Here is a 19,179-nt window from a genome sequence, read left to right on the forward strand (position 1 = left end):
GGCTCAGATGAATTTCTCCGCCTGGTCCATCCGCAATCCCGTCGCACCGCTGCTGGCTTTTGTGCTGCTGCTGTTTGTCGGCGTGCAAGCTTTCAACAAGCTGCCGATCACCCGTTTTCCGAACATCGACGTTCCCGTCGTCAACATCACCGTAACCCAGAACGGCGCCTCTCCGGCGGAACTGGAAATGCAGGTGACCAAGGAGATCGAGGACGCCGTCGCCAGCATCAACGGCATCGACGAAATCCAGTCGACGATCAATGACGGCGTATCGCAGACTGTGGTGGTCTTCCGCCTTGAAGTGCCGACGCAGCAGGCCGTCCAGGACACCAAGGACGCCGTCGACCGTATCCGCGGCAACCTGCCGGGCAACGTGGACGAACCGATCGTATCCAAGGTCGATGTCGAAGGCCAGGCGATCCAGACCTTTGCGGTCTCCTCTCCCAATATGACGCTCGAGGAACTCTCGTGGTTCGTCGACGACACCGTCAAGCGTTCGCTTCAGGGCCAGAAGGGCATCGGCCGCGTCGACCGGTACGGCGGTGCGAACCGCGAGGTGCGCATCGAGCTCGATCCCGACAAGCTGAACGCCCATGGCATCACCGCGCTCAGCGTCAACCAGCAACTGCGCGGCACCAACATCGATCTCGGCTCAGGCCGTGGCCAGGTGGCCGGCAGCGAGCAGGCAATCCGCGTGCTCGGCGATGCCCGCGACGTGGCCCAGCTTGCCGACACCACGATTGCGCTGTCCAACGGGCGCTTCGTGAAGCTTTCCGATCTCGGCGCGATCAAGGATACCTATGAGGAGCCGAAATCCTTCTCGCGCTTCAACAACAATCCGGTGGTCACCTTCGGCGTCTTCCGCGCCAAGGGCGCCAGCGAAGTCAGCGTCGCAAAGACTGTGTCCGAAAGCCTCGCGAAGGTCAGGACGGAAAACCCGAACGTCAGCATCGAACTGATCGACGATTCGGTCTACTTCACCTATGGCAACTACGAGGCGGCCATCGACACACTGATGGAAGGCGCGCTGCTCGCCGTCATTGTCGTGTTCCTGTTCCTGAAGAACTGGCGCGCCACGCTGATCTCGGCCATCGCCCTCCCCCTGTCGGCCATTCCCACCTTCTGGATCATGGACCTGATGGGCTTCTCGCTCAATCTGGTGAGCTTCCTCGCCCTGACGCTGGCGACCGGCATCCTCGTCGACGACGCCATCGTAGAGATCGAAAATATCGCCCGCCACATCAAGATGGGCAAGACGCCGTACCGCGCGGCCATCGAGGCTGCGGATGAAATCGGCTTGGCGGTCATCGCCACCACCTTCACCATCATCGCCGTGTTCGTGCCCGTCTCCTTCATGCCGGGCATACCCGGCCAGTATTTCATCCAGTTCGGCCTCACCGTCGCCTTCTCGGTGTTCTTCTCGCTACTGGTCGCCCGGCTCATCACGCCGATGATGGCAGCCTACCTGATGAGTGCCGAAGACGGCATGGACGATCATCACGACAATGACGGGCGCATGATGCGCGGCTACACGCGGATGATCCGGGTTACCACGCGCTGGCGTTACACGACGCTGCTGGCGGCCATCGCCTTCCTGATCGGGTCCGTCTATTTTCTCTTCCAGGTGCCGGGCAGCTTCCTGCCGCCTGACGATGCTTCGCGGATCGTGCTCTCCGTCGAACTGCCGCCAAATGCCCGCCTCGACGACACCGACAAAGCGACCGACGCCGTCTACAAGCGGGTCAAGGACATCGCCGGCGTCGAAAGCGTCTTCGTGCTCGGAGGAGCGTCTCCGAAGGGCGACCTGGAATTGCGCCGCGCGACCGTGACCCTCGGGCTTTTCAAGCGCGACCAATCGCTCGTAACGAGGCTCGTCAACGACGTCCTCGGCTCCATCCCCATCGTCGGCCCGCATTTGCCGAAGGTAACCCCGAAGGGTCGCATTCGGCCGCAATGGGATATCGAGAAGGAAGTCTTCGCCAAGTTGCGCGATATCCCCGATGTCCGGATCACCAAGCTGAACGACCGCGGCGAGCGCGACCTGTCGTTCAACTTCCTGTCGCGTAGCTCAACCGATCTCAACGGCGCCATCGCGACGCTGGAATCGAAGCTGCGAGCCGATCCGCTGCTGGCAAATGTCAGCCCGGATGGCGCCTTGCCGCGTCCGGAACTGCAGATCCATCCGCGCAAGGACGAGGCTGCCCGGCTCGGCATCACGCCGCAGGCGATATCCGACACCTTGCGGGTGGCTACCATCGGCGACAGCGATTCGTTGCTTGCGAAGATCTCGCTCGACGACCGCCAGATCCCGATCCGCGTTCAGGCATCTCTCGACATGCGGCGCGATCTCGCCGCCATCCGCGCACTCAGGATCCAGACGGCAACCGGCGGCACGGTGCCGCTATCGACGGTGGCCGACATCGACTATTCCGAAGGCCTGAGCTCGATCAAGCGCAACAACCGTTACCGCGTCGTCTCCATCGGCGCCGACCTGCCGCAGGGAGTCGCGCTGAACAGTGCATCCGACCGTTTCCGCCAGATCGTCGCCGGGGCGAATATTCCGGCAAGCGTCCACCTGGCTGAAAGCGGCGACGCCAAGGTACAGAACGAAATGCAGCAGGGCTTCATCAATGCCATGCTGCTAGGGCTGCTGCTGGTGCTGTCGGTGCTGATCCTGCTGTTCAAGGATGTCATCCAGCCCTTTACCATCCTGTTCTCGCTGCCGCTTGCCATCGGCGGCGTCGCAGCAGCGCTAATCGTCACCCACAACCCGCTGTCCATGCCGGTGCTGATCGGCATCCTCATGCTGATGGGCATCGTGACCAAGAACGCCATCCTGCTAGTCGATTTCGCCATCGAGATGATGCACAAGGGCATGCCGCGCGTCGAAGCCATGGTAGAAGCCGGACGCAAGCGCGCGCGGCCGATCATCATGACTTCGATTGCCATGTCGGCCGGTATGCTGCCCTCCGCATTGGGCGTCGGCGAAGGCGGCTCGTTCCGCGCGCCGATGGCAATTGCCGTCATCGGCGGCATCATCGTCTCAACCGTGCTGAGCCTGATTGTCGTGCCGTCCTTCTTCCTCATCATGGACGACTTGTCGCGTCTGCTCGGCTGGCTCTTCGGACGTCTGGTCGGGCGCAGGGATGCCGACGACGTCGTCGTTACCCAGGAAAGCCTCGCAGCTGCGATGGCGGCGAACCGGGCGGAACTCACGGATCTGGAGCGGCGCTTCGAGCGGCTGGAGCAGAAGGATCCTTCCCACCGGGCGGGCGACGATAAACGGAATATCCTCAACTTGCCGCCTCACGCCGCTGAATAATGTGCGATAGTGACAGGCGGGTACGAAAGCGCTGCGATGGCTGGCCGACGGGGGCATCCTTGATCCAGGTCAAGTTGGTGAAAGCCTCGGGTGGCTATGATGAACATTATATTTTTGGAGGGCTTCGTGCATGAGCAGTCTGCTGCCGATGGGCGAGCGTGAGAAGTCGCTTCTCCGGACAATGCCGTTTATCAGTTCGCTGATCGGAGAAGCCTCTGACAAGCTGGTCGAGAGCGCCTCCGCCGTCCACTGCGAAGCGCGCGATATTATCTTCCGCCAAAATGAGCCGTCGGAATTCTTCTACTGCGTGCTGAGCGGCTATGTTCGCCTCTACCGCCTGAACAGGGACGGCAGGGAAGCGGATATCCGCCTTTGCGGCCCCGGAGACACCTTTGCAGAGTGCGTACTCTATGCAGAGGGCGGATACCGCTACAATGCCCAGGCGACGGACACGACGCTCCTCTGCCGGTTCGAGACGCACTCCGTGCGGCGTCTTGCGGAGCGTTATTGCGCGATCGACAAGGCGATGGTGAGCGTCATATCGAGCCACTTTCTAGACAGCATAGATTGCATCGCCAATGACCGGCTGCAGACGGCCCCGCAGAGGGTCGCCAACTATTTGCTGAATGCCTGCGCCGGCAGCGGCGAAGCCGCCCAGCTCCGCCTACCCTTCCCCAAAAGCCTGCTGGCAGGAAAACTGGGCCTGGCGCCGGAAGCCCTGTCGCGGGCGTTCTCGACCCTTAGGAGCTCCGGCGTCACAGTCCACGGCCGCCTGATCGAGATCAAGGACCCGGAAGCGCTTAGAAACGTCTGAGCTTCAAAGCCCGCCGTGGAGCTTGAGGAAATCGACGATCGTGCCAACGCCGTCGCCGCGCTTCATGTCGGAGAACACGAAGGGCAGATCGGCCCGCATGCGGGTTGCGTCACGGTCCATGACCTCGAGATCGGCACCGACATGCGGCGCAAGGTCCTTCTTGTTGATGACCAGCATGTCCGATTTCGTGATGCCGGGCCCGCCCTTGCGCGGGATTTCCTCGCCCTGGCAGACCGAGATCACATAGATGGTGATGTCGGCAAGATCCGGAGAGAACGTTGCGGCGAGGTTATCGCCACCGGATTCGATGAAGACGATATCGAGATCCGGAATCCGCGCATTCAGCCCGGCTATCGCCTGCAGGTTGATGGTTGCATCCTCGCGGATGGCGGTGTGCGGACAACCGCCGGTCTCCACGCCGACGATACGATAGGACGGCAACGCCTGCATCCGTACCAGTGCCTCGGCATCTTCAGTCGTGTAGATGTCGTTGGTGACGACGGCGACGGAATACTCGTCGCGCAATGCCTTGCACAGCTTCTCCGTCAGCGCCGTCTTGCCGGAGCCAACAGGACCGCCGATACCGACGCGCAGGGGACCGTTTCTGGATTTCATGGTTCGAACTCCGATAAAACATAAGGATAGTGAAACGCGACAGCGGCGGATAGAGGCAAATGACGTATCCGCACCCCGCCCCACCGGGATGAGAGTGGCAGAGCGGCGATCACGAGCGGAACAGCCTCACCCGTTGCGTCTCGTGCCTGAGAGCCACGATGTCGGCCTGGACAGCGGCCGAACCCAGATCGTCCAGGGTGGAAGACGCTGCTTTGGCGGCGGTAGTCGAAACCAGGGTTTCAAGCCCGGCAAGCACCCCGACGCCGTCCCTCTGGCCACATACACTGAGCCGAATGGACGCCGAGACGCCCTGCGACACGAAGGCATGCAGGTAAGCCGCGATAGCGTCGCGTGCCCCGACCCCATGGGCTGCGGCAACCGCGCCGACGGCAACGGGATAGGCAAGCTTTTCAGGAACAGACACCGGCATCTGCGGCCATGCGCCGGCAGCCGCCAGGAAAGCGTCCCCCAGTAGCATTGTTTCCTGATGCCGCTCCCGCGAACCGGCCAAAGCTTCTGCGAGTTCGGCGCAGGCAGCAAGCGGCTGGGGATCAGATGCCGAAGTATGCGCCTCGGCCATCAACACCGCATCGTTCCAGACAGCGCCATGGGTAAGGACCGAGGACAACCATGAATCGAGATCCCGGGCATTGGTCACCAGCCCGTCATGCACCGCTCTTTCGAGGCCTTGCGAATAGGCAAACGAACCAATCGGGAAGGCCGGCGACAGCCAGGCCATCAGACGCAGCAGGGCAGTTGTTTGACTGACGTCACCCATGACGGTCAGTCGTGTGTTGGATGGCCGTGGTCGTGACCATGCGAATGGTAGGCGCCTCGCGCCGGCTGAAAAGGCTCGGTGACGTCGGCCACATCGGCACCCAGGCCTTCGAGCATCGATCGAATGACGTGATCGCGCAGGATGAGGATACGATCTTCCTCGATTTGTGCCGGTAGATGCCTGTTGCCGAGGTGCCAGGCGAGCTCGATCAGATGCAACCGGTTGCGCGGCTTGATCTCGAACAGCTTCTCCGGCGCAGCGACGATCTCGATGAGTTCACCGTCCTCGCGCACCAGAAGATCGCCGTGGGCCAGCAGAACCGCTTCCTTGAGGTCGAGCATGACCATGTCGCCGTTCTCCAGATGCAGAAGCTTGCGGCGAAGATGGCGAAGATCATGCGGCAGGACGACCTTTTCGATCGGATGGGAAGATGGGGTGCCAGCCGGAAGATAGGAGGTGATGCGTTGCATGGAAGGTTCCGTTTCTGTGAAGCGTGACCATGCAAAATAGTCATCGTCTATGCAACAGGAATGCGAACGCGACGTTTGGTTTCCCAGGCGCCAAACCCGGGCCGAGGCATTGCGGTCATATATGTCATGTCGGGATCGAGCAAACTGGAACAGTGCGCGACGGTGTGGGGCCTTTCGTTTTCATGTACAACCCGGTTTCGGCCCAGCGCCTTCGCGAGATAAAGCGCGTTGTCAGCAGCCGCATAGACAGCCTCCGGACTGCGCACCGGGGTGAAGTCGGCAATACCCGCCGAGATCGTGACGGAGATCGCGCCACAATCGATCAAAATACTGGTGTTGCAGACTGTGACCTTCGCAGCTTCGATCCGCGCAATACGATCTTCGGCACTGCCTCCGGATAGCAGAACACCGAACTCCTCGCCCCCGAGACGACCGACCACGGCCTGCTCGCTGAAAATTTTCGACAACACTCCGGAGATCGCAACGATAACGGCATCACCGGCGGCGTGACCATAGCGGTCGTTGACCGACTTGAAGCGGTCCACATCGAAGATGACCAGCGATGCATCTTTATCCGCGCCCGCCATGGATTCGGCAAAGGCGCGACGGTTGAATAGTCCAGAAAGCGTGTCGGTGCGGCTCAAACGTTCGAACTCGGCACGCGAAACCGAAATTTCGTGGATGGAGTAGCCTGTCAGGACCGCGAGAATGGCGGACACCGTTCCCCCGATCAGCCAGGAGAGCATGATGCCAAGCCGGATGCAGTCCGCTAGCGGCAGCCGCAAAATGCCGAGCCACGACATCACCGGCAAGGCCGTCACGACCACCATGAGCGAGAGGAGAACCGATAGAAAACTCGCCTTTAAGGCGAAGATATAGATCGTCCGGCGTTGATGAAAGTTACCGAGCTCGACCTGTAGCGGTATCCATCTAGACATGCAAACCGCCCTCCCCACTCCCGCAACACCCGCATTTGGGATAGCCGCCCTTCTCATTACAGAGTGTTAAGGAAATCGATAGAATGCGGCCTACCGGTAAGTTGTGAACGCTCAGCGAACAAACCATAAGCATTTGATTATAATGTTCTAATTTAGACAGAAACGCAATAATTGCCAAAGGTTGCGTGCCGCCAAATCCATGCCGGAATAATGTCTCGCTACGGCACGCAATCGCCTCAAAACCACGCAAAGTATTTACCGCTACAATATCCCTGGTAAACGAATTGAGCCCCGAAGTCGGGGCTCAATCAAGACAGGATATTTTTTGTTAGGCAGCAACCTGAAGCGACTTGAGGTTCTCCAGGATGTTCTGCGGCGAAGAAATGCCATAGGGATCGTTCTCGGCGTTATCCGAGTAGCCCTCTTCTTCAAACCACTGCTCGACGACGCCGTCATTGATAACGGCAGCGTAGCGCCAGGAGCGCATGCCGAAGCCGACATTGTCCTTGCAGACGAGCATGCCCATCTTGCGGGTAAACTCGCCGGAACCGTCCGGAATGAGCTTGATGTTGACGAGGTTCTGCGACTTGCCCCAGGCATTCATGACGAAAGCGTCGTTGACCGAGATGCAGTAGATATCGTCGATGCCCGCGGCCTTGAACTCGCCGTACAGCTTTTCGAAATCAGGAAGCTGGAAGGTCGAGCAGGTCGGCGTGAATGCGCCCGGCAGGGAAAACACGATGACGCGCTTGCCGGCGAAATAGTCGGCAGATGTCACGTCCTGCCACCGGAAGGGGTTCGAGCCACCGACAGATTCATCGCGAACGCGGGTGCGGAAGGTGACGGAGGGTACTTTTTTCCCGATCATCATAATCATCTCTCCTTCGAAGGATGGGTCAGCAGCAAGTCTTGGGAGAAAATCTGCCGGCCCGATTGAATACCCCTCCGTAGCGAAGAAATTGCGGCAGTGCAGCATAAAAATGGGCATCCACAGGCTCGCATGACAGTCATGCGGGAAGCGCATGGCGTCCTTGTCAATGGACAGGCTGTGACGGCATCAGGAGGTCTGGAGAGACTGCCATTCCCTCAGATCGTCCGTCTGGATCCAGATCGTGTCCTCGTCGCCGGCGCGACCATGCTCCAGCTTGAAGGCTGCGACCTCGAGAAACAGTGAATGATATTCGAGCAGCCTCAAAAGGGACGCATCCGCTGGCTCGGCGACATCCTCGAGCGCCTCGCGGGTGACGATTACCAGCCAGTTCTGACTCTCGTCGCAGGCCGAGATATGGCCGTTTTCATCGGACAGAAAGGGCGGGAATCCGTCCCTCATCGACAGCGTCATGACTTCGCCTCTCTTGGCCGGCAGTTCCGGGTACTATTGTCGGCGATTGGATTTGCCGCCCGCGCCGTGCAGCTTGATATCGCCATTATCGGGGAAGAACTGCGGACCGACGATACGCACCACCCTGCCAGGACGGTCTTCTTTGCCGGAAACGCTAGTGTCGGCCTGAACTGTCTTAGGCCGCTCCAGCGCAACGCTACCGCCGGCGGAGGCCCCGTATACGCCAACGGTGGTTACAGCCGCCAGAAGCCCCAGGATGATGACGGTCGTTTTCGGAAAAGTTTTCATGGTGAACTCGCCAGGGTTGGTGTGTTGCTGGCGAAATGGTTGAACGCCCCATAAGTTCCCGCAAGGGGCGACTTAAGCGACAGACAGCCAGGAGCATGCGGAAATACTTAACGAAGCAGGCGCAATTCGCGTCGTTATTGCGCTGTTCACCCGGACCCGCTGAGGTTTGCAATCGTCAACCCACGCATTTTGCATGGCTGCAGTGAAATATGAAGGTATTGTGACAACGCTCCGCGCGGCGTACACGCGGCCTCCTCGGAATAAAAGTACACGCAAATCACATGCTCAATATCAAAACTCTTTTAAGCGCCAAGATAGTCAGGCGCGCAATCTGTCGTGCGAACGTCGTTGGCAGACGCCGTCGACGTGCCGAACTGCTGGCGAAGAACGCCGTGCATCCATCTATGTTCGGAGACAGCCTCGGCTGATAGCCGGTATACGCTTTCGTTGAAAGACATGGCCCGCCAGCATCCATTTGCGATGCTGGCGGGCATATTTATATCTAGCCTAGAACAGGAAGTAGCGCTGCGCCATCGGCAAAACTGTTGCCGGCTCGCAGGTGAGAAGCTCGCCGTCCGCCCGCACCTCGTAGGTTTCCGGATCGACCTCGATATGCGGCGTCAGGTCGTTATGGACCATCGACGCCTTGGAGATGCCGCCGCGTGTGTTGCGCACCGCGACCAGTTGCTTCGCCACGCCTAGCCTGTTCTGCAGTCCTGCATCGAGCGACGCCTGCGACACGAAGGTGACGGAAGAATTGGTCAGGCTCTTGCCGAAGGCGCCGAACATCGGCCGGTAGTGCACCGGCTGCGGCGTCGGGATGGAGGCGTTCGGATCGCCCATCGGGGCTGCCGCGATCGTGCCGCCGATGATGACCATGTCCGGCTTGACGCCAAAAAACGCCGGGCGCCACATGACGAGGTCGGCGCGCTTGCCGACTTCGATGGAACCGATCTCATGGCTCAACCCCTGCGCAATCGCCGGATTGATGGTGTATTTGGCAATGTAGCGCTTGACGCGGAAATTGTCGTTTTCGCCGATTTCCTGCGCAAGCCTGCCGCGCTGGCGCTTCATCTTGTCGGCCGTCTGCCACGTGCGGATTGCTACCTCGCCGACGCGGCCCATGGCCTGGCTGTCGGACGAGATGATCGAGAAGGCACCGATATCGTGGAGAATATCTTCAGCCGCAATGGTTTCCTTGCGGATACGGCTCTCGGCAAAGGCGATATCTTCCGGGATTGACGACGAGAGATGATGGCAGACCATCAGCATGTCGAGATGCTCGGCAATCGTGTTGACGGTGTAGGGCCGCGTCGGGTTCGTCGACGACGGAATGACGTTCGGCTGGCCGCAGATCTTGATGATGTCAGGCGCATGCCCGCCGCCCGCACCCTCGGTGTGGAAGGCGTGGATCGTCCGGCCCTTGATCGATCCGATGGTATCCTCGACAAAGCCGCTTTCGTTCAGCGTGTCCGTGTGGATCATCACCTGCACGTCGTATTCGTCTGCAACCGTCAGGCAGCAGTCGATGGCCGCGGGCGTCGTGCCCCAGTCTTCGTGCAGCTTCAGCGCACAGGCGCCGCCCAGCACCATTTCCTCGAGCGCGCCAGGCAGCGAGGCATTGCCCTTGCCGACAAAGGCAAGGTTCATCGGAAACGCGTCGGCAGCCTCGATCATCCGCGCGATGTGCCAAGGACCGGGCGTGCAGGTCGTGGCAAGCGTGCCGTGCGCCGGGCCGGTGCCGCCGCCAAGCATGCAGGTGATGCCGGACATCAACGCTTCCTCGATCTGCTGCGGCGCGATGAAGTGGATGTGGCTGTCCATGCCGCCGGCGGTGATGATCTTGCCTTCGGCGGCAATCGCCTCCGTGCCCGGCCCGACGATGATATTGACGCCAGGCTGCATATCTGGATTACCAGCCTTGCCGATGGCCACGATGCGTCCATCCTTGAGGCCGATATCGGCCTTGACGATGCCCCAGGTGTCGATGATCAGCGCGTTGGTGATGACCGTATCGACGGCACCGTCGGCGCGCGTCACCTGGCTCTGCCCCATGCCGTCGCGGATGACCTTGCCACCGCCGAACTTCACCTCTTCGCCATAGGTGGTGAAATCCTTTTCGACCTCGATGAACAGTTCGGTGTCGGCAAGCCGCACTTTGTCGCCGGTGGTCGGCCCGAACATGTTGGCATAGGCGGCGCGGGAGATCTTGTAGGCCATCGTCTTTTTACCTCTGGAGCTCGGATAGTTGCGTGTCTCTGGCTTATGCCCTGTCTAGGTCGTCGCTGTCGGTCGATGTGTTACCGTGCCATCCGGAGACACCAGCGGGGCCGGCGGCATCGTTCGATGAAGCTCAATTTCCCGAGCCTTCCGCCATTTCCTTCAGTTCCTTTGTCCGCAGCCGGGTCATCGTCGCCTTGCAACTTGATACGAGCATTGGCTCCATCGATCCGCCGCGCGCCTGGAAGCCCTCCGCCTCGCATTGACCGTCCCGGTAGGCGATCCAGCCGCGCTGTCCGGCAAGCAGTGCCTTCTCAGCGCCCTTCATCTCTCCTTCGAGATCGGCATCGACTGCCTGCAGGGACGCCCGGGTCTTCTTGTATTGCGTGTTCAGATCGGCATCCGCCGAATCGAAATCCTGTTCCGCGCAGATGTTCATATCCATTTGCGTCTCGGCCTTGCTGCAGTCGGGCGTTTCGTCAGCCAAGGCTAGACCGTGCACCGCCGCCATCATCATGCCTGCCGCAGCCATCATCAGGTTCAAACGCATCGGCTGTCCTCAGTGGTGCGGGATCAGAGCTTGCCCATGACCAGCTGGCGAAAACCGTAGACCTCGCGCTTGCCGGAAAGGGGAATGAGCGTCACAGAGCGGGTCTGGCCTGGCTCGAACCTAACGGCGGTGCCGGCCGGGATGTCGAGGCGCATGCCCCTCGCCTGCTCGCGGTCGAAGGCGAGCCCGCCGTTTGTCTCGGCGAAATGATAGTGGCTGCCGACCTGCACCGGCCGGTCGCCGGTATTGGACACGTCGATGGAGATCGTCGGGGCGCCGGCGTTCAATTCGATATCGCCGCTGGCGGCAATGATTTCACCGGGGATCATCGGATGTTCCTCTTCATGCGGCCTCGGCGGGCGGGCAGCCCCCGGCCTTCAATATACGTTTCGTCGAGGCCGGATTGGCCGCAAGTTTTGCTGCCGGTCGTACCGGACGACGGACCAGCTCACCACCGCAGTTCGGGCATATGCCGGAAAGCGTGCCGGAGGCGCAATCGGCACAATAGGTGCATTCGAAGCTGCACATCATCGCCTCGCGGCTATCCGCCGGCAGGTCGCGATCGCAGCATTCGCAATTGGGCCTGAGCTCGAGCATGACAGGCTACCGGATAGGTTCGTGGACGGTGACAAGCTTGGTGCCGTCGGGGAAGGTCGCCTCGACCTGCACGTCGTGGATCATCTCGGCAATGCCTTCCATCACCTGGTCGCGGCTGATGACATTTGCACCGGCCGACATCAGGTCGGCAACGGACCGGCCGTCGCGTGCGCCCTCGACGACGAAGTCGCTGATCAGCGCGATAGCCTCGGGATAGTTGAGCTTGACGCCGCGCTCAAGCCGCCGGCGCGCCACCATCGCCGCCATGGAAATCAACAGCTTGTCTTTTTCTCTCGGAGTGAGGTTCATCGTCTGCCTATCGCTTGAACTAGAGATTCCAGACTTTCGGCACTGGCGCGCCATTGCGCAAGGCCGAAATGATCGGGATGAGGATTTTTCTGAGCGCAAAGCCATCTGCCGCCGCAAGCCGGATCACCAGCTTGCCGTTCCAATGGCTGACGCCGCCGTTGCGCCCCTCCAGCATCGGCCGAACGGTCGAGAGATAGCGCTCCGCCGAAGGGCCTGCGTAGAGAACCGTGACGAAGGCAACCTGCCCGCCCAGCACCGCCCGCTCGGCAGTCAGGGCCGCGACATCGCCGTCGAACCGCAAGTCCTCGGCATGGATCAGCTTGCCGTTGCGGCGAATGCGCCAGCGGTCGCGGAAAAGTCCGGTCAGCATCGCCTCGCCCATCGCCTTGCGGCCCAGCAATACGGCTTCGACAGCGAGGAATTCCGCCGTCCCGTCGAGGTCGACATCGAGCGTGCGCGACAGCGCAGCGCGGTCGAACAGGATCGTCTCCTGCGGCAACCAGTCGACCCGCGCTCGGGCGCCGACCTCGATCCGCGTCCTGATTTCGGCAATACCGGCGGATGCCTTGTAGATCTTCTCGCAGGCCTGCGTCGTCACGTCGATGCGTGTCTGCGCCGCCGCCGTGACGCTCCAGTCCATGCGATCGCCACCGGTCAGCCCGCCCGCCGTGTTGATGATGACGGCTTCCATCGAGCTGTCGAAGGTGTCTGGCAGCCGTATCTTGGCAGCGCCTTCCTGGAAGAATTCGGCAAGCCGGGTACGTCCGTCGAGCCACTTCGCCGCCAGGTGGCCGCGTCCCTCGGCCCTTTGCGGCCTGGTGCTCGCTGCCATCATCGTCATTATGCGATCCTTGCGGTAAACTTACACAATAGCCGCCATTCAACCTCGCAAGCGTCTGAATGCAAGCTCTTTTTCGTTTCGCCGTATTTCTGAGAAGCTTCCATCAGACCGTCAGGTGGCGTCGGGCTTCCGGCTTATCCAGCGTTTCGGCCAACCCTTCATGAACGATCTCGCCGCGGTCCATGATGTAGACATAGTCGGCAAGCTCCCGGCAGAAATCGAGATATTGCTCGACCAGCAGGATCGCCATCCCAGTTGAATCCCGCAGATACTGGATGGCACGGCCGATGTCCTTGATGATCGAAGGCTGGATACCTTCCGTTGGCTCGTCAAGCACGAGGATCTTCGGCCGCGTCACCAGCGCCCGGCCGATGGCCAACTGCTGCTGCTGCCCGCCCGAGAGATCGCCGCCCCGCCGCGACAACATGGATTTCAGTACCGGAAACAGTTGGAAGATGTCGTCCGGCACGGTCCGGTCGCGGCGCGCCAGCGGCGCAAAGCCGGTCTCAAGATTTTCCTTCACCGTCAGCAGCGGGAATATCTCGCGCCCTTGCGGCACATAGCCGATACCCTGCTTGGCCCGCGCATAGGGCGCCAGGCCGTCGAGCTTATGATCGTTGAAGCTGATGCTGCCGGCACTCAGCGCATGCTGGCCGGTGACAGCCCGCAGCAGCGAACTCTTGCCGACGCCGTTGCGCCCAAGCACGCAGGTGATCTTGCCCATCTCCGCCTTGATCGAAATGCCGCGGAGTGCCTGGGCGGCGCCGTAATGGAGATTTGCGTTTTCGACGGTCAGCATGGTGCGGATTCCTTTGTTTTCCGGGCGAGCACCCCCCTCTGTCCCTCCGGGACATCTCCCCCACAAGGGGGGAGATCAGCCGAGACTTCTGGGCCCGAAAGGGAAAAGAACGATCTCCCCCCTTGTGGGGGAGATGTCAGCGGAGCTGACAGAGGGGGGTAAGCCCACCCCAGACTGTGGATCATGCCGTTCATCACCGCCCCAGATAATTCTCGATCACCTTCGGATCGCTGCTGACGAAATCGATTGAGCCTTCCGCGAGCACGGAGCCTTCAGCGAGACACGTCACCTTGACGCCGAGATCGCGGATGAAGCCCATGTCGTGCTCGACCACCACCACCGAGCGGGTCTTGGCGATTTCCTTCAGCAGGATTGCCGTCTCGGCGGTTTCCGCGTCCGTCATCCCGGCCACCGGCTCGTCGACCAGCAGCAGCTTCGGCTCCTGCGCCAGCAGCATGCCGATTTCCAACCACTGCTTCTGGCCATGGCTGAGGTTGGCCGCCAGCTCGTCGCGCCGATGGTGCAGCCGGACGGTATCGAGGATCTCGTCGATGCGGGCGCGGTCGGTCGGGGTCATCCTGTAGAACAGCGTCGCGAACACGCCGCGACTGCGGTTCAGTGCCAGTTCCAGATTGTCCCAGACCGTATGGCTCTCGAACACCGTCGGCTTCTGGAATTTCCGGCCGATACCGAGCAATGCGATGTCGGCCTCGTCCTTCTTGGTGAGATCGACGGCGCCGTTGAAGAACACCTCGCCTGAGTCTGGCTTGGTCTTGCCGGTGATGATGTCCATCATCGTCGTCTTGCCGGCACCGTTCGGGCCGATGATCGCCCTGAGTTCGCCGGGCTCGATGACCATCGACAGCGAATTCAGCGCCTTGAACCCGTCGAAGGAGACAGACACGTTGTTGAGGTAGAGCATGCTTGTGGGTTTGCCGTCCGTGATCATGCTCTTACTCCGCCGCCTGAATGGGTTCGTCGCTCTCGCCTTTTTCCGCCGCCGCGGACGCCCGCCGCGACCTGCCGCCGCCGGTGCCGTAATGGGCAATCGTGCCAATGACGCCACGTGGCAGGAACAGCGTCACGGCGACGAATAGCCCGCCGAGCGCAAACAACCACACCTCAGGAAATAGTCCGGTAAAGATCGTCTTGCCGCCGTTGACGAGGATCGCCCCGATGATCGGACCGATCAGCGTGCCGCGCCCGCCGACCGCCGTCCAGATGACCACTTCGATGGAGTTGGCCGGTGCGAATTCGCCGGGGTTGATGATGCCGACCTGCGGCACGTAGAGTGCACCGGCAATGCCAGCCATCATCGCCGAGACAACGAAGGTGAACAGCTTGATGTTCTCGACTCGGTAGCCGAGGAAACGGGTCCGGCTTTCGGCATCGCGCACACCGACCAGCACCTTGCCGAACTTGGAGCGCACGATACCCGACGCGATCAGCAGGGCCAGCGCCAGAAACAGCGCGGTCAGCGCGAACAGCGCCGCACGGGTGCCGTCGGCCTGAATGTTGTAGCCGAGGATCTCCTTGAAGTCGGTGAGGCCGTTGTTGCCGCCGAAACCCATGTCGTTGCGGAAGAAGGCCAACAGCAGCGCATAGGTCATCGCCTGCGTGATGATCGAGAGATAGACGCCGTTGACGCGCGAGCGGAAGGCAAACCAGCCGAATACATAGGCGAGCAGCCCCGGCACCAGCAGCACCATCAGTGCTGCAAACCAGAAATGGTCGAACCCGTACCAGAACCACGGCAGCGCCTTGTAGTTCAGGAACACCATGAAATCGGGCAGGATCGCGTTGCCGTAGGAGCCGCGGGCACCGATCTGGCGCATCAGGTACATGCCCATGGCATAGCCGCCGAGCGCGAAGAAGGCGCCGTGGCCGAGCGACAGGATGCCGCAAAAACCCCAGACGAGATCGAGCGCCAGCGCCAGTAGCGCGTAGGTCAGGTATTTGCCGAACAGCGACATGATGTAGGTCGGCACATGCAATGCGCTCTGCGGGCTCGTCAGGAGGTTGGACGCCGGGACGAGAATTGCCACTGCAATCAGCAGCAGGATTGCAATGATGATCTTGCGGTCGAGAGACCGGAGCAGGAAGGCCGTTATCATGCTTCCACCGCCCTTCCTTTGAGTGCGAAGAGCCCACGCGGTCGCTTCTGGATGAACAGGATGATGAGGACGAGCACCAGGATCTTGCCGAGCACGGCGCCGGCATAGGGCTCGAGGAACTTGTTGAGGATGCCGAGCGACATGGCGCCGACCAGTGTTCCCCAGAGACTGCCGACACCGCCGAAGACGACGACCATGAAGCTGTCGATAATGTAGGCCTGGCCGAGGTTCGGCGAGACATTATCGATCTGACTGAGCGCCACACCAGCCATGCCTGCAACGCCTGAGCCAAGCGCGAAGGTGAAGGCATCGACCCAGGCGGTGCGGATACCCATCGAGGACGCCATGCGCCGGTTCTGGGTTACCGCCCGCATCTGCAGCCCGAACGACGAGCGCTTCAGCAGCAGCAGCAGGGCAACAAAGACGACCAGCGCAAAGGCGATGATCCAGAGCCGGTTCCAGGTGATATCGAGGCCGCCGAGGTCGAACGAGCCGGACATCCAGTTGGGATTGCGGACTTCCCGGTTGGTCGGGCCGAAGATCGATCGCACCGTCTGCTGCAGGATGAGCGATATCCCCCAGGTGGCGAGCAATGTTTCCAGCGGCCGCTTGTAGAGGAAGCGGATGACGGTGCGCTCGATCAGGAAGCCAACGGCGCCGGTGAACAGGAAGGCTGCGGGCACGGCAAAGGCCAGGGAATACTCCGCAAGTCCCGGCGCATATCGGGTGATGGCCTCCTGCACGACATAGGTCGTGTAGGCACCGAGCATGACCATTTCACCATGCGCCATGTTGACGACGCCCATTACGCCGAAAGTGATCGAGAGGCCGATGGCAGCCAGCATCAGAACCGAGCTCAGCGACAGGCCGTACCAGATGTTCTGCGCGACATCCCAGAGCGCCAGGGTATCCTTGATCGCATCCATATCCTTTTGGATGGCAGGCTGCAGGTCGGCCGATGCCGTCTGCATCGCTGCCGTCAGGATGGTCAGCGCATCGCGGTCCCCGCGGGCCGCGATCATGTCGATGGCAGCCTTCTTGTCGGCCGGGCTGGCGTCGGTCTTCAAAAGCACGACAGCGCGCGCCGCTTCCATGGTCTTCTTGACCTGAGGATCTTTTTCCTCGGCCAGCGCGGAATTGAGCAGATCGATATTGCTGGGGTCGGCGTCCTTCAGCATGCCCTCGGCAGCCGCGAGGCGTGCGTCGCGATCCGGGCTTAGCAGCGTCAGCTGGCCAATCGAGGCGCTGATGACGCCGCGCAGAGAATTGTTGACCTTGACCTTGACCATCGTGTCCGGATCGACGTCGGCCACAGCCTCGCCGGTGAGCGGATCGACAAAGGTTGGCGCATCGTCGGTGCCACCCTGCAAAAGTACCGGGCCGCCATCCTGGTTGACGAACAGCAGGCCGTCGCTCAGTTCCTTGAGGATCTTGCCGACATGCGGGTCCTTGGAAGCAACCAGCGCCTTGATCGCCGCTTCGCGTTCCGGAAAGTCGCCGACACCGAGCGCGTCGACCAGCGGATGGACCGCATCTTCCGCCTTCAGCACGGTGGCGAAGGCCGGCAGGGCGAGGCATAGGGTCAATAGGAAAATCTTGATGGCGCGATACATCGGCTCTTTTGCCTCGGTTATCGTAAAGCTGGGCTTTCCCTTCTCCCCCTCGGGGAGAAGGTGGCCCGAAGGGTCGGATGAGGGGGCACGGCAGAGAAGCCCCCTCATCGTCTCGCATTCGCTCGACACTTCTCCCCGACGGGGAGAAGGGGGAGAGATCCCCCTTACGTGCCTTGTCCAAATTACATGCCCTTGCCACCGCACTTGCCGGTAGCGACGTTGAAGTTGCCGCAGGACATTGGCTTGCGCCAATCGGAGATCAGGTCCTTGGAGTCGGGCAGGTAGTCCGACCATTCGTCGCCAACAACAGCAGGCGTCTGCTGGACGATGTCGAACTGGCCGTTGCCCTGGATTTCACCGATCAATACTGGCTTGGTGATGTGGTGGTTCGGCATGACGGTGGCATAGCCGCCCGACAGGTTCGGAACGGTCGTGCCGATGATCGTGTCGAGCACCTTGTCGGTGTCGGTGGAGCCGGCAGCCTGGACAGCCTTAACCCAGGCGTTGAAGCCGATATAGGCGGCTTCCATCGGGTCGTTGGTAACGCGCTTGTCATTCTTGGTGTAGGCGTGCCACTGCTTGATGAAAGCCTTGTTGGCAGGCGTTTCAACGGATTCGAAGTAGTTCCAGGCGGCGAGATGGCCGACCAGCGGCTTGGTGTCGAGACCGGCCAGTTCTTCTTCGCCGACCGAGAAGGCGATGACCGGGATGTCGGTGGCCTTGATGCCCTTGTTGCCGAGTTCCTTGTAGAACGGCACGTTGGCGTCGCCGTTGATCGTCGAGACGACGGCGGTCTTCTTGCCGCCCGAACCGAAATCCTTGATCTTGGAGACTTCAGTCTGCCAATCGGAGAAGCCGAACGGCGTGTAGTTGGTCATGATGTCTTCTTTCGGAATACCCTTGGAAATCAGGTAAGCCTCGAGAATCTTGTTGGTGGTGCGCGGATAAACATAGTCGGTGCCTTCGAGAACGAAGCGCTTTACGCCTTCCTTCTGCATCAGGTAGTCGACGGCCGGGATCGCCTGCTGGTTAGGCGCGGCGCCTGTGTAGATGATGTTGCGCGAGGATTCTTCGCCTTCATACTGGACCGGGTAGAACAGCAGCGAGTTCAGTTCCTCGAATACAGGCAGAACCGACTTGCGGGACGAGGATGTCCAGCAACCGAATACGGCTGAAACCTTGTCCTTCTGGATCAGCTCGCGGGCCTTTTCGGCAAACAGCGGCCAATCGGAGGCGGGATCGACGACGACGGCTTCGAGCTTCTTGCCGAGAAGGCCACCCTTCTTGTTCTGCTCGTCGATGAGCATCAGCATGGCATCCTTGAGAGTGGTCTCGGAGATGGCCATGGTGCCGGAAAGCGAATGAAGAATGCCGACCTTGATCGTGTCGTCCGCAGCATAGGCGGCGCCGTTGAACAAAGCCGACGTCGACAGGACGGTACCGATAACGGCACCCGTGACGTAGTTCTTGAAATTCATTGTTTTATCCCCTCTTCGAATTCGACAACACCGGCGAAAACCCGCCGTTAACTGTTGCTTGAGGGACTATGGTTTGGCGCGGGAGAAAACC

The 19,179-nt window shown here is 60.8% G+C and carries 21 protein-coding genes; 2 read left to right on the top strand and 19 right to left on the bottom strand.

What is annotated here, in order from left to right; all coding sequences use genetic code 11:
• The first annotated feature begins 7 nt into the window (after nucleotides 1-7).
• Nucleotides 8-3,322, top strand: a complete 3,315-nt coding sequence (locus PR018_RS10755) for an efflux RND transporter permease subunit (RefSeq protein ID WP_142823488.1) — start codon at nucleotides 8-10, stop codon at nucleotides 3,320-3,322.
• A gap of 130 nt (nucleotides 3,323-3,452) precedes the next feature.
• On the top strand, nucleotides 3,453-4,136 hold the full coding sequence (locus PR018_RS10760) for a Crp/Fnr family transcriptional regulator (RefSeq protein WP_142823489.1): 684 nt from the start codon (nucleotides 3,453-3,455) through the stop codon (nucleotides 4,134-4,136).
• Between the two features lie 3 nt (nucleotides 4,137-4,139).
• Here the strand turns inward: PR018_RS10760 and ureG are convergent, their stop codons facing one another.
• The 19 genes from ureG to urtA all read right to left on the bottom strand — a co-directional run bounded on the left by ureG (nucleotide 4,140) and on the right by urtA (nucleotide 19,088).
• Nucleotides 4,140-4,751, bottom strand: a complete 612-nt coding sequence (ureG, locus tag PR018_RS10765) for an urease accessory protein UreG (protein ID WP_142823490.1) — start codon at nucleotides 4,749-4,751, stop codon at nucleotides 4,140-4,142.
• A 109-nt stretch (nucleotides 4,752-4,860) separates the two neighbouring features.
• Nucleotides 4,861-5,529 (bottom strand): urease accessory protein UreF, encoded by a 669-nt coding sequence (locus PR018_RS10770; protein ID WP_142823491.1) that lies wholly within the window; start codon nucleotides 5,527-5,529, stop codon nucleotides 4,861-4,863.
• Between the two features lie 5 nt (nucleotides 5,530-5,534).
• A complete protein-coding gene (ureE, locus tag PR018_RS10775) occupies nucleotides 5,535-5,999 on the bottom strand; it encodes an urease accessory protein UreE (RefSeq protein ID WP_142829254.1) in 465 nt (154 codons plus the stop codon).
• A gap of 47 nt (nucleotides 6,000-6,046) precedes the next feature.
• Nucleotides 6,047-6,829, bottom strand: coding sequence for a GGDEF domain-containing protein (locus PR018_RS10780; RefSeq protein WP_161991112.1), 783 nt, complete (start codon nucleotides 6,827-6,829; stop codon nucleotides 6,047-6,049).
• Nucleotides 6,830-7,265: 436 nt separating this feature from the next.
• Nucleotides 7,266-7,805: a peroxiredoxin gene (locus PR018_RS10785; RefSeq protein ID WP_142823622.1), complete on the bottom strand. Its 540-nt coding sequence runs from the start codon at nucleotides 7,803-7,805 to the stop codon at nucleotides 7,266-7,268.
• Nucleotides 7,806-7,994: 189 nt separating this feature from the next.
• A complete protein-coding gene (locus tag PR018_RS10790; RefSeq protein WP_142823494.1) occupies nucleotides 7,995-8,279 on the bottom strand; it encodes a hypothetical protein in 285 nt (94 codons plus the stop codon).
• 33 nt (nucleotides 8,280-8,312) lie between these two features.
• Nucleotides 8,313-8,567 (bottom strand): hypothetical protein, encoded by a 255-nt coding sequence (locus tag PR018_RS10795; RefSeq protein WP_142823495.1) that lies wholly within the window; start codon nucleotides 8,565-8,567, stop codon nucleotides 8,313-8,315.
• A 302-nt stretch (nucleotides 8,568-8,869) separates the two neighbouring features.
• The gene (locus tag PR018_RS10800) at nucleotides 8,870-9,025 is read right to left on the bottom strand and encodes a hypothetical protein (protein ID WP_153816480.1); all 156 of its coding nucleotides are present in this window, start codon (nucleotides 9,023-9,025) and stop codon (nucleotides 8,870-8,872) included.
• A 49-nt stretch (nucleotides 9,026-9,074) separates the two neighbouring features.
• Entirely contained in the window at nucleotides 9,075-10,787 is a 1,713-nt protein-coding gene (ureC, locus tag PR018_RS10805) for an urease subunit alpha (RefSeq protein WP_142823496.1), read from the bottom strand.
• 133 nt (nucleotides 10,788-10,920) lie between these two features.
• Nucleotides 10,921-11,337, bottom strand: a complete 417-nt coding sequence (locus tag PR018_RS10810; protein ID WP_142823497.1) for a lysozyme inhibitor LprI family protein — start codon at nucleotides 11,335-11,337, stop codon at nucleotides 10,921-10,923.
• A 23-nt stretch (nucleotides 11,338-11,360) separates the two neighbouring features.
• Nucleotides 11,361-11,666, bottom strand: a complete 306-nt coding sequence (locus PR018_RS10815) for an urease subunit beta (protein WP_111222537.1) — start codon at nucleotides 11,664-11,666, stop codon at nucleotides 11,361-11,363.
• Between the two features lie 13 nt (nucleotides 11,667-11,679).
• The gene (locus tag PR018_RS10820) at nucleotides 11,680-11,934 is read right to left on the bottom strand and encodes a DUF1272 domain-containing protein (RefSeq protein WP_111222536.1); all 255 of its coding nucleotides are present in this window, start codon (nucleotides 11,932-11,934) and stop codon (nucleotides 11,680-11,682) included.
• A 6-nt stretch (nucleotides 11,935-11,940) separates the two neighbouring features.
• Nucleotides 11,941-12,243, bottom strand: coding sequence for an urease subunit gamma (locus tag PR018_RS10825; RefSeq protein ID WP_142823498.1), 303 nt, complete (start codon nucleotides 12,241-12,243; stop codon nucleotides 11,941-11,943).
• Nucleotides 12,244-12,262: 19 nt separating this feature from the next.
• On the bottom strand, nucleotides 12,263-13,084 hold the full coding sequence (locus PR018_RS10830) for an urease accessory protein UreD (RefSeq protein WP_142823499.1): 822 nt from the start codon (nucleotides 13,082-13,084) through the stop codon (nucleotides 12,263-12,265).
• 103 nt (nucleotides 13,085-13,187) lie between these two features.
• Nucleotides 13,188-13,883 (bottom strand): urea ABC transporter ATP-binding subunit UrtE, encoded by a 696-nt coding sequence (urtE, locus tag PR018_RS10835; protein WP_142823500.1) that lies wholly within the window; start codon nucleotides 13,881-13,883, stop codon nucleotides 13,188-13,190.
• Between the two features lie 193 nt (nucleotides 13,884-14,076).
• Nucleotides 14,077-14,832, bottom strand: coding sequence for an urea ABC transporter ATP-binding protein UrtD (urtD, locus tag PR018_RS10840; RefSeq protein ID WP_111222533.1), 756 nt, complete (start codon nucleotides 14,830-14,832; stop codon nucleotides 14,077-14,079).
• Nucleotides 14,833-14,836: 4 nt separating this feature from the next.
• The gene (gene urtC / locus PR018_RS10845; protein WP_142823502.1) at nucleotides 14,837-15,997 is read right to left on the bottom strand and encodes an urea ABC transporter permease subunit UrtC; all 1,161 of its coding nucleotides are present in this window, start codon (nucleotides 15,995-15,997) and stop codon (nucleotides 14,837-14,839) included.
• Complete coding sequence (gene urtB, locus PR018_RS10850) at nucleotides 15,994-17,610, bottom strand: urea ABC transporter permease subunit UrtB (protein WP_142823503.1); 1,617 nt, start codon at nucleotides 17,608-17,610, stop codon at nucleotides 15,994-15,996. The genes urtC and urtB overlap by 4 nt, the downstream gene beginning before the upstream one ends.
• 182 nt (nucleotides 17,611-17,792) lie before the next feature.
• On the bottom strand, nucleotides 17,793-19,088 hold the full coding sequence (gene urtA, locus PR018_RS10855) for an urea ABC transporter substrate-binding protein (RefSeq protein WP_142823504.1): 1,296 nt from the start codon (nucleotides 19,086-19,088) through the stop codon (nucleotides 17,793-17,795).
• Nucleotides 19,089-19,179 lie beyond the last annotated feature (91 nt).

The organism is Rhizobium rhododendri (genome assembly GCF_007000325.2).
Taxonomy (GTDB): Bacteria; Pseudomonadota; Alphaproteobacteria; order Rhizobiales; family Rhizobiaceae; genus Rhizobium; species Rhizobium rhododendri.